At 28.3% G+C, this 15,319-nt stretch carries 15 protein-coding genes; 7 read left to right on the forward strand and 8 right to left on the reverse strand.

The genetic code is table 11. The annotated features are described in order from the left end of the window. Positions 1–213 precede the first annotated feature (213 nt). Complete coding sequence (locus I6E15_RS07140; protein ID WP_235247154.1) at positions 214–930, forward strand: RIO1 family regulatory kinase/ATPase; 717 nt, start codon at positions 214–216, stop codon at positions 928–930. Positions 931–1,130: 200 nt separating this feature from the next. Continuing rightward, positions 1,131–2,060 carry an ABC transporter substrate-binding protein gene (locus I6E15_RS07145; RefSeq protein ID WP_235247155.1) on the forward strand — a complete coding sequence of 310 codons (930 nt, stop codon included), beginning with the start codon at positions 1,131–1,133 and terminating at the stop codon, positions 2,058–2,060. A gap of 42 nt (positions 2,061–2,102) precedes the next feature. On the opposite strand, the gene I6E15_RS07150 is transcribed toward I6E15_RS07145, so the two are convergent. From I6E15_RS07150 to I6E15_RS07180, 7 genes are all read right to left on the reverse strand, one after another. Beyond that, positions 2,103–2,501, reverse strand: a complete 399-nt coding sequence (locus tag I6E15_RS07150; RefSeq protein ID WP_235247156.1) for a universal stress protein — start codon at positions 2,499–2,501, stop codon at positions 2,103–2,105. An 80-nt stretch (positions 2,502–2,581) separates the two neighbouring features. Continuing rightward, the gene (locus I6E15_RS07155) at positions 2,582–3,247 is read right to left on the reverse strand and encodes a methyltransferase domain-containing protein (RefSeq protein WP_235247157.1); all 666 of its coding nucleotides are present in this window, start codon (positions 3,245–3,247) and stop codon (positions 2,582–2,584) included. Position 3,248: 1 nt separating this feature from the next. Further along, the gene (locus I6E15_RS07160; RefSeq protein ID WP_235247158.1) at positions 3,249–3,848 is read right to left on the reverse strand and encodes a pimeloyl-ACP methyl esterase BioG family protein; all 600 of its coding nucleotides are present in this window, start codon (positions 3,846–3,848) and stop codon (positions 3,249–3,251) included. Continuing rightward, complete coding sequence (locus I6E15_RS07165) at positions 3,826–4,950, reverse strand: aminotransferase class I/II-fold pyridoxal phosphate-dependent enzyme (RefSeq protein WP_235247159.1); 1,125 nt, start codon at positions 4,948–4,950, stop codon at positions 3,826–3,828. The genes I6E15_RS07160 and I6E15_RS07165 overlap by 23 nt, the downstream gene beginning before the upstream one ends. 8 nt (positions 4,951–4,958) lie before the next feature. Further along, positions 4,959–6,314, reverse strand: coding sequence for an adenosylmethionine--8-amino-7-oxononanoate transaminase (bioA, locus tag I6E15_RS07170; RefSeq protein WP_235247160.1), 1,356 nt, complete (start codon positions 6,312–6,314; stop codon positions 4,959–4,961). Positions 6,315–6,322: 8 nt separating this feature from the next. Next, positions 6,323–6,994, reverse strand: coding sequence for a dethiobiotin synthase (gene bioD / locus I6E15_RS07175; RefSeq protein WP_235247161.1), 672 nt, complete (start codon positions 6,992–6,994; stop codon positions 6,323–6,325). Positions 6,995–7,191: 197 nt separating this feature from the next. Continuing rightward, complete coding sequence (locus tag I6E15_RS07180) at positions 7,192–7,944, reverse strand: putative ABC transporter permease (protein WP_235247162.1); 753 nt, start codon at positions 7,942–7,944, stop codon at positions 7,192–7,194. Positions 7,945–8,158: 214 nt separating this feature from the next. Between I6E15_RS07180 and I6E15_RS07185 the strand changes: the two genes are divergently transcribed. From I6E15_RS07185 to I6E15_RS07195, 3 genes are all read left to right on the forward strand, one after another. Next, positions 8,159–9,562 (forward strand): potassium/proton antiporter, encoded by a 1,404-nt coding sequence (locus I6E15_RS07185; protein ID WP_235247163.1) that lies wholly within the window; start codon positions 8,159–8,161, stop codon positions 9,560–9,562. A 185-nt stretch (positions 9,563–9,747) separates the two neighbouring features. Beyond that, a complete protein-coding gene (locus I6E15_RS07190) occupies positions 9,748–10,461 on the forward strand; it encodes a type IV toxin-antitoxin system AbiEi family antitoxin domain-containing protein (RefSeq protein WP_235247164.1) in 714 nt (237 codons plus the stop codon). After that, a complete protein-coding gene (locus I6E15_RS07195) occupies positions 10,461–11,429 on the forward strand; it encodes a nucleotidyl transferase AbiEii/AbiGii toxin family protein (RefSeq protein ID WP_235247165.1) in 969 nt (322 codons plus the stop codon). Before I6E15_RS07190 ends, I6E15_RS07195 begins: the two co-directional genes overlap by 1 nt. Before the next feature lie 33 nt (positions 11,430–11,462). Here I6E15_RS07195 and I6E15_RS07200 read toward each other — a convergent pair whose 3' ends face one another. Continuing rightward, positions 11,463–12,005 carry a transcriptional regulator gene (locus I6E15_RS07200; RefSeq protein ID WP_235247166.1) on the reverse strand — a complete coding sequence of 181 codons (543 nt, stop codon included), beginning with the start codon at positions 12,003–12,005 and terminating at the stop codon, positions 11,463–11,465. Between the two features lie 226 nt (positions 12,006–12,231). On the opposite strand from I6E15_RS07200, the gene I6E15_RS07205 reads away from it, so the two are divergent. Both I6E15_RS07205 and I6E15_RS07210 read left to right on the forward strand, forming a co-directional pair. Next, entirely contained in the window at positions 12,232–13,842 is a 1,611-nt protein-coding gene (locus I6E15_RS07205; RefSeq protein WP_235247167.1) for a PTS transporter subunit EIIC, read from the forward strand. A 262-nt stretch (positions 13,843–14,104) separates the two neighbouring features. Further along, positions 14,105–15,271 (forward strand): prolyl oligopeptidase family serine peptidase, encoded by a 1,167-nt coding sequence (locus I6E15_RS07210; RefSeq protein ID WP_235247168.1) that lies wholly within the window; start codon positions 14,105–14,107, stop codon positions 15,269–15,271. Positions 15,272–15,319 lie beyond the last annotated feature (48 nt).

Raw genomic sequence — 15,319 nt, forward strand, 5'->3', positions numbered from 1 at the left:
AGAACTACTGTAAAAATAAAATCCAGTAATTCTCTCTTTTATTTTTTGAAAGAGATTAGAAATATAAAATTTGTCCTTGTATTTTAACACTTTTTTTGATAAAATATTCTTTCAACTAAGAAATAAAAAATTGACTAGGAAAATAAAAAATGATACAATGTATAGACTAATTTATGACTGGTTGGTCAAAATATTAATAGGCGAGGATAATTGATGAAAAATATCGAAAAAATAAAGCAAAATATACAAAAAATGCTTTCTGAAAAATTTCATAAAAATATAGATATTAACAATCTTTCTCTAATGAATGAGGGAGAATATCTTAATGCCTCTGTTTTTAGATACTGTGATGATGAGTATGATTTTACTATAAAAGATTTCTCTGCATCTCCTTGGTTTTTGAAAAATACAATCGGTAAACTTTTTGTAAAAAGGGAGGGAAGTGCTTTAGAAACTCTTAGTGATAATCCATCTATTACTAAAAATGTTGTACTTCTTTCTAAGTATACTTTGGCTTTTAATTTTATAAAAGGTGATGCTCTAAAAAAATTCCCTGATAATTCTATTCCAAAAGAGTATTTCTTAAAGTTAGAAAAAAATATAAAAAAGATGCACGATAAAGATATTGTCCATTTAGACCTAAGAAACCTTGGAAATATAATTATGGGAGAAGATGGACTACCATACATTATAGATTTTCAGTCTTATATCTCTGTAAAACATCTTCCAGAAAAATTAAAAAATATTTTAAAGGGAGCTGACATTACTGGAGTTTATAAATGTTGGAAAAGAAAATGCTCTGAACCTTTAGACCAAGAGAGAGAAAAATATTTTGAAGATTTTAACAAAATTAGAAAAGTTTGGATTTTTAGAGGTTACCCTTTAAAAAGATTAAAGGAATCTATAAAAAAATCTTTTAAGAAAAAATAAACACCAATTTGGATTTTTATCCTTGTTGGTGTTTTTTATTTTCCAACGAACAAACTTTAACTATAACCCCCTAGAAAAATCTAGTTTTATAGGGTATTTAACAATGAAATTGAGAACAAAAAAATAAAAAAATTGTTATCTACTAACTTAGTATAATCTGTGATACTATATCTTCAAATAAAAAATTGGAGGTTGGATTTATGAAAAAATTACTACTTTTACTTACTATGGTTTTATCTATTATTGGTTGTGGAAAAAAAGATGAAAAGATAAATATCGGAATCACTCAAATTGTGGAACACTCAGCTCTTGACGAAGTTGTCCAAGGTTTTAAACAAGCTCTTAAAGATAAAGGATATGATGATGCAAAGGTAAATATTGAATTTCAAAATGCTCAAGGAGATTTCGGAGTTGCTCAAACAATAGCAAACTCTTATGTTCAAAATAAAAAAGATTTAGTATTAGCTGTTTCTACTCCATCAGCTCAAGCTATGTATAATGTTACCAAAGATATTCCAATTATAATCTCTGCTGTAACTGACCCTGCATCAGCTGGACTTGTGGGAGAAAATATAACTGGAGTTAGTGATATGGCACCAGTTGCTAAACAAGTGGAACTTATAAAAACTTTACTTCCTAATGCTAAAAATATTGGAGTTGTTTATAATACCAGTGAAGAGAATTCTTTAGTTTTAATTGATATTTTGAAAAAAGAATCTTCTAAATATGGTTACACTATAAAAGAAAAAGGTGTAAATAATATTAATGAGATTGGACAAGCTCTTGATGTTCTTTTAAAAGAAGTTGATGTTTTATACACTCCAACTGATAATTTAATAGTTTCTGCCACTCCACTTGTTTTGGAAAAAGCTAAAGAAAACAGTATTCCTGTAATTGGTTGTATTGAAGACCAAATCAAACAGGGAGCTCTTGCCACTGAAACTATAAGTTATAAAAATTGTGGATATCAAGCTGGAGAGATTGCAATAAAAATATTAAACGGAGAAAAACCAAATAATATTCCAGTTCAAATGCCAGAAAATACAGTTTTAATGATAAATGAATCTACTATGAAAAATCTAAATATATCTCTTCCTGATTCTTTAAAAGAAAGAGCTACTATATTATAATTTAAAAAGGTGTTGCAAGTCGCAACACCAATTTTTTTATTTTTATTCAGGAACTATCATCACTATACAAGGAGTATGTTTTACTACATAACTAGTAACAGAACCTATCATACGAGTTAAACCTTTTTTAGTAGATTTTGTCATTATAATAATATCTGTATTATTTACTGTGGCACATTTTACAATTTCTTTTCCTGGGTCAACAAATCCAACTTCACAGTTTATTTTATATCCCTCTAATTTTTGAACAGCTGGACAAACAACACCTTGCATCTCTCTTTCTGCCTCAGCAAAACTTCTTTCATCTATAAAAAGTTGTGCATCTTCCTTTACATACATAAGAGTTAATTCAATATCATCTGGGTGATATAATTCCTTTACTAATTCTACTGAGTGAAGACTTCTTTCACTTCCGTCTAATGGTACTAATATTTTTTTCATAGCACTCCCCCCTTTAATATACTTGTTACTATATTATTCTATATGAGGGGATTTTTTCCTTTATTTTTTTAAAAATATTTCTAATTATATGAAATAAAATAAGCCATATTATATGTTAATAATGTATTTTTGTATGATTTTATATCGTAAATTGATGTTCTATTTTTTATTGTTACCCCTGTTCTTTTCAAATGTCTCAACGCCTCAATAGGAGAAGAAAAGTTTAAAGTTTTTTCTTCTGAATAATACTCAATATTTTTAAAATATTTTTTTAGAATAATCAAAATATCTTCTATCTTTTTATATTTAAGTCCCACACCAAAATGCTCTGCTATCTCTTTTAAATTTCCATCAATGTAGATTGAAAAAGCTAGTTTCTCAGATTTTTTTGAAATACTTTCAATAAGTTTTTCCAAATCCTCTATCCATTGAAAACTAGAACTTGAAATAACAATATCATAGTTTTTGATAATAGCCTCATTCATATCATCACAAATAAAATTTTTATAATTTATTTCTTTGAAATAATCTCTAGTGTTAAAGCAATCGTTTAGGTCAATCTCGTTTATTTCAAATTTTTTTAAAAATTCTCTTGTAAAAATCCCTGTACCACAACCAAGCTCTATAACTTTATCAAATTTTTGGTTATTGAATTTTTTTGAAATAAAATTGGTTAGATTCTCTGCTACTTTTTTTTGAATTATTGCATTCTCATCATAGGTAGAAAAATTTTTTCCAAACTCCATCTTAAACCTCACTAATATTTATAATTTTTTCCCAAGAATCAAAGTAATCAAAGGGATAATGACTTGCACTAATCTCTATTATTTTCGTGCCTTTTTCTTTATAGTATCTTTTTTGATTTTTGTAGGGAATCGTTTTATCTTCTTTTCCAATTATTGCTTTTGAAATAAAATTCTTTTGTGGAGTGTAGTTATTTCTTAAGAATTTTAACTCCTCAATAAGTGAAATAATATTTTTATTATGTATATCATCAGAAATAAAACCAATATTTTCATAAAACTTTTTTAGATTTTCTTCGTTCATATTTCTGAGAGTCAAGTCAAAAACTCTCTCTCCTATACCGTTTTTTCCAATAATTTCTGGTGTGCCATTTATTGCAATAACTTGACTATATTTTATTTCATTATTTGCTAAAAACTTTGATAAATAATAAACTCCAAAAGACCAACCAATAAAAATTATTTCATTGAAATCTTTTAGGATTTTTGTATCAAGGTCATATGGAAAAGATAGACTAATAACTTTATAATTTTCAGGGATTTTTATTTTTGAAATAACCTCATCTCCCATACCCCAACCATTAAAAAATACTATTAAGTTCATTTTTAAACTCCTTTAGAAAATTAAAAATCTCTTCCTTTGAAATATTTGGATTAAGTCCTACTCTTATTCTCTCTGTACCTTTTGCCACTGTTGGACTTTTTATTGAATAGACAACATATCCTTTATCTCTTAGATTTTTGGATATAATATCAGCTTTCTTATTATCTCCAATAATTAAAGCCATAATTTGAGAATCACAGATTGCATTTATCTCTAACTCTTTTATTTTTTCCTTTGAAAAATCTATAAGCTCCCAAAGTTTTTTTCTTCTATCAGAAAACTCTTCCATTTTTTCTAGGATAAACAGATTCCAAAGAGCATTTACTGGTGGTAGAGAGGTTGTATATATAATCTCTCTTCCAAAATTTATAAGATACTCTCTATAAATCTCATCACAGATTATATATGAACCTATTGAACCTCCACCTTTTCCAAGGGGTATTGTCAAAAAATCTATATCTTTTAAAAGATTTTCTTCGTAAGCTATCCCATATCCAAAAACTCCATAAGAGTGTGCCTCATCTACCATCAAATTAAACTTATATTTTTTCTTTAAATCTACAATTTTTTTGATAGGTGCAATATCTCCGTCCATACTATAAACTGTTTCTGTAACTACCAAAATATCATCATAATCTTTTTTATATTTTTCTAAAACAGTTTCAAGATGAGCTATGTCAAGATGTCTATATCTTACTACCTTAGCACCACTTTCTAAAATTCCTGCATAGATACTTGAATGGTTTAATCTGTCTGTGATAATAAGAGAATTTTTATTATAAAAAGTTTCTATTATAGTTTTATTGGCTGAAAAACCACTGTTCATCACAAGGGAACTTTTACCATAGATTTTATTTAATCTCTCTTCCAAATCCCTTATTATTTTATAATTTCCTGTGATTAATCTAGAAGAACTAGAGGAAAATAAAATTTTATCTCGATATTTTTCTAAAAATTCCTCTTTTAATTTTTTATCCTGACCAATCCCTAAATAATCATTTGATGATAAGTTTAAATCTTCCTCTTTAAAAATTTTTAAAGTTCTTAGATTGTTTTCTAATTTTTTCTTTTCTAGTTGATTTTTTATCTCTTCTATCTTCAAAATATCACCTATTTTCTTGAATTTATATATTCTTCAATGGAGATTTTGCATATTTCTAGCATTTTATCAATCTCTTCATAGGTAATTATAAAAGGTGGCATAAAATACATTGTATCTCCTAATGGTCTTAAGATTGCTCCGTGTTTCATTGCAATTTTATAGATTTCATAACCTGCTCTCTCTGAACTTGGAAATCTCTCTTTAGTTTTGCTATCTTTTACAATCTCCAAAGCTCCCATTAAACCAATCTGTCTAATCTCTCCAATGTAATCTTTATCCTTAAAAATTTCTTCAGCTTTTTTTCTTAGGTATTCCCCTTTTTTATTTATCTGTTCCAACATATTTTCCTCTTCAAAAATATTTAGAACCTCTAAAGCTATTCTACAACCAATAGGATTTCCAGAAAAACTGTGTGAGTGTAAAAATGATTTTCCCTCTAAATAATCAGAGTAAAAAGAGTCAAAAATCTCTTGTGTCATTATAACTATGGACATTGGATAATATCCTGCTGTAAGAGCTTTTCCAACACACATTATATCTGGTGTAATACCTGCCCACTCACTGGCAAACATCTTTCCTGTTCTTCCAAATCCCATTGCTATCTCATCAACTATCATAGTGATATTAAGTTTTTTTGTTAACTCTCTTAATTTTTTCATATAGATTGGAGAATATATCTTCATTCCCCCTGCCCCTTGGACTATTGGCTCAATGATTGTTGCCACTATCTCATCACTATTTTCTGTCAAAACTTTTTCCATTTCACAGAAACACTCTGCATTACAACTTTCATATTTTTTCTTAAATGGACAGTTATAGCAATCTGGTCCTTGAACTTTTATTGCCTCTTTAATAAGTGGTTTATATTTCTTAGTGAAAAAATCTATATCTCCAACAGCCAAAGCTCCTATTGTTTCCCCGTGGTAAGAGTTTTTTATTGTAACAAGTTTATGTTTTTTAGTAAAACCTCTTTGATGTTGTGATTGTAAAGCTAGTTTTAATGCAATCTCCACTCCTGAAGAGCCATTATCTGCAAAAAATAGTTTTGATAAACCATTTGGAACTAATTTCATAAGTTTTTCTGAAAGTTCTATTGCTGGTCTATGAGAAAAATTTGCAAATATAATATGCTCTATTGTATTTATCTGTTCGTTGATAACTTTATTAATTCTAGGGTTACAATGCCCCAAAGGATTTAACCACCAACTTCCTACACAGTCCATATATTTTTTTCCAAACTCGTCCCATACATAGATTCCCTCACCTTTCTCTATTACCACTGGTGGAAATTTCTCGTAATCTTTCATCTGTGAACAAGGGTGAAATATATATTTTAAATCTCTCTTTTGTAAATCGCTTAACATCTTTCCTCCTAAATATTAAAAAATTTGAATAGTTCCTCTTTTTCTATCTCTTTTTGATTTTCTCTGATAATTAAATGATTGTTTATATCACTATCTTTTAAAACCACTTTTATATTATCATCTTCAAAAATCTCTCCACTATATCCATTGAACACTATTCCATGAATTTTTATTCCTAAACTTTCTAAAAATTTTATAGTTAACATTGCGTGATTAATTCCACCAACTTTTGTATTTGCAACCAGTATCACTGGAAAACCTATTTTTTTTATAAAATCATAGATATATACTTTATCTCTTATAAGCGGCACATAAACTCCACCTGCTCCCTCTATAAGCAAAGTTTCATATTTTTCTTTTTTATTTTCGATTTCTTTATAAATAATCTCCATATCTATTTTTTTATTTTCTATTTCACTGGCAAGATGTGGTGATACCTCTGGTATAAGAGTATAAGTACACATCTTATCATCATAAGGATTTCCAGAAAACTCAGCTAAAAATTTTAAATCTGGAGCTGTCAACTTTCCATTTTCATAAAAACAACCACTTTGAATAGGTTTATAATATCCTACATCTTTATATTTTTTTAACTCTTTATAAAGTAGAGCTGAAGTATAAGTTTTACCAACATCTGTCCCAACTCCTGTTATAAAAAATCCATCTATTTTCTTTTCCACACTACTCCCTCCTTTAAATCCCTAATTTTATTATAGGGTTACCAAAGCAAATATTTCAAAAAAATAAACCTCATAGGTTAACAATATAGTTTTTAAAAGTTAACATCTAAGAAAATTTATATTTTTAATAATTACAAAAAATAAAAAAAGAGTTGCTATATTTCTTAAAATTACAACAACTCTTTAAAATAATTTTTCTATGCTTTTTTATTTTTTTCAAATACTTTACTACGAATATCCTTGAAAATATTATTATACTTTGTTGATTTCATCTCTGGAAATGAATGGATAATACGTTTTTCAAGCCAAGATATCTCTTTCTCTCTTTTGCTATTAAGTTTTTCTATCTTTTCTTCAACATCTAAAAAATCTGAAGAAACTTTATTTCCCAATTTATCTGAAAATTTATGTATATCATCTGCTATCATCTGAAGTTTTTCCATTCTAGCATTAAGTTTTAAAACTGTTTTTACTGTTACAACAAAGTCAATCATCATTAAAAGATAAAGTATTCCAAGAATAACTTCACCGAAAGATTTAGGAATCCATAAAACAATATCCCTTACTCCTGGGTGAACAATCTCTGTAACAAATACACAAGCTAGCCCCCAAATTATTGAAAATTTAAGGCAGATATATCCTCCCAAATTAAAATGCTCCTTTGAATAATCCCACCATCTATAATGGAAAGCCTTTTCCAAAATAAGTCCTGTTAAAAATTCAATCAGAGAAGTAAGAATTACAGAGAACATAAACAGCACTATTAAGCTATTTTTAAAAGGATAGACAAAATACATTATAGTTATCACTCCTACACCATAGATAGGGCAATAAGCTCCATTTAGAAATCCTCTGTTAATAAACTTTTTAGTATTTAGAGCTGCATAACATACTTCTACACACCAACCTAAAAAAGAATAAATCAAAAAATAACATAAATAAACATACATATTTCTAGCCTCCTAAATTTAAGTAATAATTACATTCTAATACAATAATTACTTAAAGTCAAGGATTGTTTATTATTAAATATAAATTAATGAATTTTTTTACCATCTTATAAACTAAAAATTTTTTTGGTTATAGCTCTATATTTTTGTGTTATTTCCTTGACAATTAAATATAAAAAATATATAATGCAAATATAAAATATTAATAAAAGAGGTGATCATCATAGAATATCAAATTTTAATTTGTGGGATTCTTTTATTTGTTAGCCTTTGCTCTATTAAACTTTCTAGAGTTGTGCAAGTGCCTTTTTTAATTATGTTTATTTTTATTGGAATACTAGCTGGTTCTGAGGGAATAGGGGGAATATATTTTGACAACTTTACTGTTGCTCAAAACATTGGTAACTTTGCTCTTCTATTTATTCTTTTCTCAGGGGCTTTGGAAACTAAAAAAATCGATGCTCTTTCAGCTCTGTATCCAAGTGGATTGCTCGCCACTGGTGGAGTTTTTCTTACAGCTATGATAGCTGGAGTGTTTACTTATTTTCTTACTAACTTTTCGTTTATTGAATCACTGATATTTGGAGCTTTTGTTTCTTCTACTGATGCAGCGGCAGTTATGTCTATCTTGGGAGAATCAAAATTAAAAAAAGATATTAAAACTGTAATTGAGATAGAATCTGGAAGTAACGACCCTATGGCTTATGCTCTGATACTATTTTTAATCTCTATATTCAAAGCTGGTTCTCTTGATTTCATCGGTGGAATTTGGTTTTTGATAAAGCAGATTATACTTGGTGGAGCAATGGGATTTTTATTTGGAAAATTCACTGTGCCATTTAGTAGAATTATAAAAATACAAAGGGAAGAATTTTTAATAATCCATATTATCTCTTTCCTATTTATCTGTTATTCTGGAACAAACCTTATTGGTGGAAATGGATTTTTGGCAATATATATAATGGGAATATTTATTGGAAATGAAAAATTTGATTTTAGAATAAATCTTTTGAGAAATATGAGAGCTTTCTCTTGGCTTATGCAGATAACTATGTTTATTTTGTTGGGGCTTTTGGTTTTCCCAAGTCAACTTTTATCAGTTATTTGGAGAGGAAGTATCCTTGCAATCTTGATTATAATCATTGGAAGAATGATTGTTGTCTATGGTCTTTTATATCCATTTAAGTATACTTTAAAAGAAAAATTCTTTATCTCTTGGGCTGGACTTAAGGGAGCTGTACCGATTATTTTCTCAATAATGGGAGTTACACAAAATCTTGAAAACTCTCAAATGATGTTTAATATGATTTTCTATATGGTTGTTTTCTCTGTTATGTTACAAGGAACTACTTTGAAATTTATAGCTAAACACTTGGGACTTTTAGAGGAAGATGATAGTCCTAGTGATGAACTTCCTATTGATGAATTAGAGGAGTTAGCTCTAAAAAGATTATACCTAACTGAATCTTCTGATTATACTAATAAACAGATAAAAGATTTGGGACTTTCTAGCAAGAAAATTCATATTATCTCTGTAAAAAGAGGAGATAGATATATTATTCCTAATGGTTCTCTGACTCTTCTTGCTGGAGATCAAGTTTTATTCTCTCAAAGCTAATAAAAATTATGGGGCTGTGGTTTCACAGCCTCTTTTAATTTAAGATATAGCAAATTTGTCAAAATAAATGTAAAAAAAACTTAATTTATTTTAAATAAAATGATATAATATATTATATATTTAGGTTAATTAAAAAATAAAATGTCAATATAAATGTAAAATAAAATTTAAAAAGGAGGAAAAGAATGGATAATATAGCAGTAGATATAAAAAATATTTTGTACAACCAAAATAATAAAGTTTTAGATACTAAAGTATTTTTTTCTAATGATTCAAATTATGCTTTTTTTAAAACATTGGAAAGAATGGTTAAAAAAGGCGAATTAAAAAGAGCTGAAAAAGGTCTATACTATATTCCTGAAAAATCTATTTTTGGAGAACTTCCTCTTTCTATAAAAGGTTTTATACAAAAATATCTCTATATTGGAGAAAAAAGAATAGGATATATTACTGGGGTTAATCTTTTTAATAAATATGGTTTAACTACACAGCTTTCTAATACTTTGGAAATCGCTACAAACACAAGAAAGAATCCAAGAGAATACCAAGGAATAAAAATAAAATTTATTCAAAATAAAGCTCCTATAACAGAAGAAAATATAAAATACCTTGAAATATTGGATATATTAAAAAACTTAAAAAATATACCTGATTCAGATATACAAGAAAATTATACTTTAATGAAAGAGATTATACTAAAACTAGCTTATGAAGAGATAATTTTTCTTCTTGATTTAGCTGAAAAATATTATACAGTAGTTGTTTTAGCTTTACTTGGAAGTATGGTAGAGGAAAAAAATATATTAAGAGTAAAAAAAATAAAAGAAAGCTTGAATAAAACAACAACTTTTAAATTAAATCTAAAAATAGAAAATGGAAAAGATTGGAGGATAGTTTAGTGATACTTCATAAAGAGTTAGAAAATTTTAAAGCTTTAATATCCCTTACAGCTAAAGATATGGGGATTTTAGAGTTCTATATAGAAAAAGATTATTGGGTAACATATATTCTAAAAAAATTAAGTAACAGTTCCTTTAAAAATGATGTTGTTTTTAAAGGTGGAACTTCTCTTTCAAAGGGATATAATGCTATAAATAGATTTTCTGAAGATATAGATTTACAACTTATCAATTCATCTTTAGGAGATAATCAAAAGAAAAAACTATTAAAAAATATAGAAGAAACAATAACTGAGGGTATGATTTATCTTCCAAAACACCCTAGAGAATCCAAAAGAGGAAATATAAGAAAAACTATCTATCAATATCCTATCCAAATAAATGAAGAAGATAAGGGACAAGTTAGTGATGTTATAGTTTTAGAGATTAACTCTTTATCTACTCCTGAACCTACAGAGATTTTGGAGATAGAAAGTTATATAGCAAAATATTTAAGAAAAATTGGAAAAGAAGAATTTATTCCTCAGTTTCAATTAGAAAGTTTTAAAATTAATGTATTATCAGTAAAAAGAACTTTTATAGAAAAATTATTTGCAGTTTTAGATTATACCTTTGAAGATAATGCTGAAATAGAGCTTGGAAATAAAATAAGACATCTTTATGATTTACACAAACTTTATCAACTTGATGTGATTAAAGATTTTTTAAAAACAGAGGATTCTTATAAAATGGCATCTAAAGTAGTAGTCCAAAATGATTTCTTTGGAAAAAGAAAAGGTACTATATATAGAAATTCTTTCTTGTATGATGATTTTGAGAGAATTAATAAAATAGAAAGTGTATATAAAACAAAATTTAAAAGTATGGTTTTTGGAGAGTTCCCTAATTTTGAAAATTTAAAAGATACTTTAAAAATCTTATTAGACTTTATAGAAAAATGGGAAAAAGAATATAGAAAAGAAATATAATTAAAATGGAGACTGTGAAATCACAGCCTCTTTTTATATATCCTCATTTTGGAATTTATTTATTTTTAAGAAGAAATTATATATAAACTTTAGTTCTTCTTCATTATAGTTCTCCCAAAGGAATTTATAAAAATTATCCTCTGTTTCCTCTATCTTATTATAAAAATCTTCGTAGGCTTTTCTTCCTGTTTTGGTAAGTTCTACATAAATATCTTTTTTATTTCCCTCTTCTTGAAAAGTTTTGATGTAATTTAATACAGAAAGTTTTTTTATTACTTTGCTAGTGTAACCTTTACTATTTTTTATCTTTTTTGATAGCTGAGTTATATTTATTCTATCACTAGAACCAATGCAATAAATATAATTGTAATCTGTCAAATTCAAGTCTTTTTCTAGGTTTTCTTTGAAATAATTATTGTATTTATTATTGAGATGTACAAATTCTTGCATCTCTAGGTAGATTTCTGGTATATATCCAGCTCCTCCGTCTGTCTTTAAAAACTCCTTATAAAACTCTCTACTATCCTCTATTAAATTAAAAAATTTTTTTATTGCTTTATTTGAAATATTTATCACCTCTTTCTATTTTAGATAGTTTCCTTGGAAACATTATAACCTTTATCTAATTTATTTCCAAGTAATTTTATGTATTTTATTGAATATGTTTTATTTTTGAATTGTTTCATATGAAACTATTTTTACCAGTTCTGTTTGTGGCTTTTCTTTCTTAATTAGTATATTGACTTATATTATTTACTTTTGTATACTAAAACTATACTATAAAATTAATGGAGGTACTCTTATGAAAAAAGGATTTTCTATTTTACAAAGAGTCGGTAGAGCATTTATGTTGCCAATAGCTGTTTTACCTATGGCTGGTATACTTTTAGGAGTTGGAGGAGCATTTACTTCTAAAGCTGTTATCGACACTTATCATCTTACTTTTTTAGAGCCTGGAACTATTTTAAATAAAATATTAGTTCTTTTCTCTAACTCTGGTTCTTTTGTTTTTGCTAATCTATCTGTGATATTTGCTGTTGGAGTTGCAATCGGTCTTGCAAATCAAAACAAAGAGACTGCAGCACTATCTGGGTTATTAGGATTTTTGCTTTTCCACACTGTTATAGGAACTGTACTTGGATTTATGGGATATACTGCTGATACAACTACAGTTCAAGCTTTTATGGACAGTGGATTTTCTTATGATGTAGCTGTTGGAAAAGCTGCTCTTTACACTAAGGAGCTTGGAATATTTACACTACAAACAGGAGTTCTTGGAGGAATTATCTGTGGTTGTGTATCTGCTATCATCACTAATAAATTTTCTAACAAAACTTTACCAGATTATTTAGCTTTCTTCAGTGGAAATAGACTTGTACCAGTTTTAACAATGGTATTTTTTATCCCACTTGGAATAGTTGTTCCATTTATTTGGCCGTCTATATTCTCTGCTGTTGTTAAAGCTGGAGCTGCTTTCACTGCAATGGGACCTTTTGGTACTTTCCTATATGGAGTTACTGGAAGACTTCTAAATGTATTCGGACTTCACCACGCTGTTTATCCATTATTCTGGTATACAGAACTTGGTGGAAGTATGGAGATTGCTGGTCAATTAGTTTCTGGAGGACAAAGAATATTCTTTGCTCAACTTGCTGACCCTACAACTTTACATTATTCAGCTAACGCTACAAGAACTATGACTGGAGGATTTTTACCAATGATGTTTGGACTTCCTGCTGCTGCTCTTGCTATGTATAGATGTGCTGATGCAAGTAACAAAGCTAAAGTAAAAGGAATTTTAATTTCTGCTGCTTTAACTTCTTTCTTAACAGGAATAACTGAACCATTAGAATTTACTTTCTTGTTCGTTGCTCCACCTCTATATATAATCCATGCTCTTTTAGAGGGAATCGCTTATGGAGTTTTACATTTCCTTAATGTAGCAGTTGGAATTACTTTCTCTAGAGGAATCATTGACTTTACTTTCTTTGGACTTTTACAAGGAATGGCAAAAACTTCTTATCAATGGATATTAATTTTAGGACCATTCTACTCTATTATCTATTATTTCATATTCAAATTTATGATAGAGAAATTTAACTACAACACTCCAGGAAGAAATGAGGGAGAGGCAAAACTTTACACTAGAAAAGATTTCCAAGGAAGTACAGGAGAAGACTTAACTGATGAAATAGTTGTGGCTCTTGGAGGAGTTGAAAATATAAAAGGTATCGACGCTTGTATCACAAGACTTAGAGTAACTGTTAAAGATAGTAAAAAAGTTGCTCCAGACTCAAGATGGAAAGAATTAAAATCTCAAGGAGTTATAAGAAGTGGAGAGGGTATCCAAATAATCTACGGTACTCAAGCTGAGATTTATAAAAATAAAATAATTAAAAAATACAATCTATAATTATAAACTTTAGGGCTATTACAAATTTAAGAAAATAAAAAATTACTCCAGACTACAAGAAATTGATTAACTACGGTTTATTTCTCTAAAATCTCAAAACTCGCTACGCTCAAACAGTTGAGATTTTTAGCGTTCAATAAATCCTTGTTACTCTAATTTCTTTCCGTAATTTCCGTAATTTTTTAAATTTTCTTTTATAATATTTAATCTATACTCTTTATTAATAAAAATATGTTTATAATTATAAAAGAGGGAGAGAAAGTTGCTAGATATTATTTCTAAAAACCAAGTACCTTTTAGGGCGATAGGGGAAGTTTTTGATTTTGGTCCTCAAGTAAAAGAGATAGTTTTAAACTTTGACGAACCATTAAATACAAAGAGTATAGACAAAGATACTTTTAAAGTTATTGCAGTTTCTTCTAATTCAGTTCCTAGAAAAATTACAGATATTAAATTTCCTAATGATAAAACAGTGGTTTTGGAATTGGAATTTGGGCAAAATATCAAAGGGGCTGAGATTTTAAGATGGAACGATAAATTATTTTCAAATATAGAAATTCCTATTGATTATTCTATAGTTCAAACTAAGGCTATTGAAACAAAAGATGGCAAACCTTTAAGTATTGAAAATCAAAAATATAAGATTAGTGATTTAGAGGTTGAGGGTGTAGAAAAATTTTCTTCTGGAGAGATGTTTGGATTAAAGTATAGAGATTTTAAACCAAAGTTAGATAAGAAAAAACACCCATTGATTATCTGGTTGCACGGAGCTGGAGAGGGTGGAGAGAGCAATGCTACCCAAATATTGGGTAACCGTGGGGGAGTGGCCTTTGTAGAAGAGGAAAGTCAAAAGATTTTCGATAACCCTTATGTACTTGCTCCACAAACTCCTACTTTTTGGATGAAATCATTTATGGTAGGAGATAGAGAGCTTATTGGAGAAAAAGATTATACTCCAGACCTTATAAATCTAATAAAAAAATATTTAGATGAAAATCCTAGTATCGATAGAGATAGAATATATATTGGTGGGTGTTCTATGGGAGGATACCAAACATTTAAGACTTTAGTAGCTGACCCTAAGATTTTTGCTGGAGCTTTTATCACTTGTCCAGCTTATGAGCCATCAAAAGAGGAACTTGAAAAAGTAAAAGATGTTCCTATCTGGCTTGTACACGCATCAAGTGATACTACTGTGCCTGTTAGCAATTCTAGAAACTCTTTTAAATATCTAAAATCTCTTGGAGCTGATGTGGTCTACACCGAGTATGAAGAGGTTGTTCGTGATGGAAATAAATATGATCCTCACGGTTCTTACTTCTATACTTTACATAATGACCCATTCTCTGGAGACGGAACACATATATTCCAATGGATTGCATCTAAAAAATTAAAAAAGGCTCTGTCACAACAAATGGTTGATTTTTGACGAGAAATAGCGTATAATAATAGTAAGAAACAGTACCACCGAAGGAGG

The sequence above is a fragment of the Fusobacterium perfoetens genome (assembly GCF_021531475.1).
GTDB lineage: Bacteria > Fusobacteriota > Fusobacteriia > Fusobacteriales > Fusobacteriaceae > Fusobacterium_B.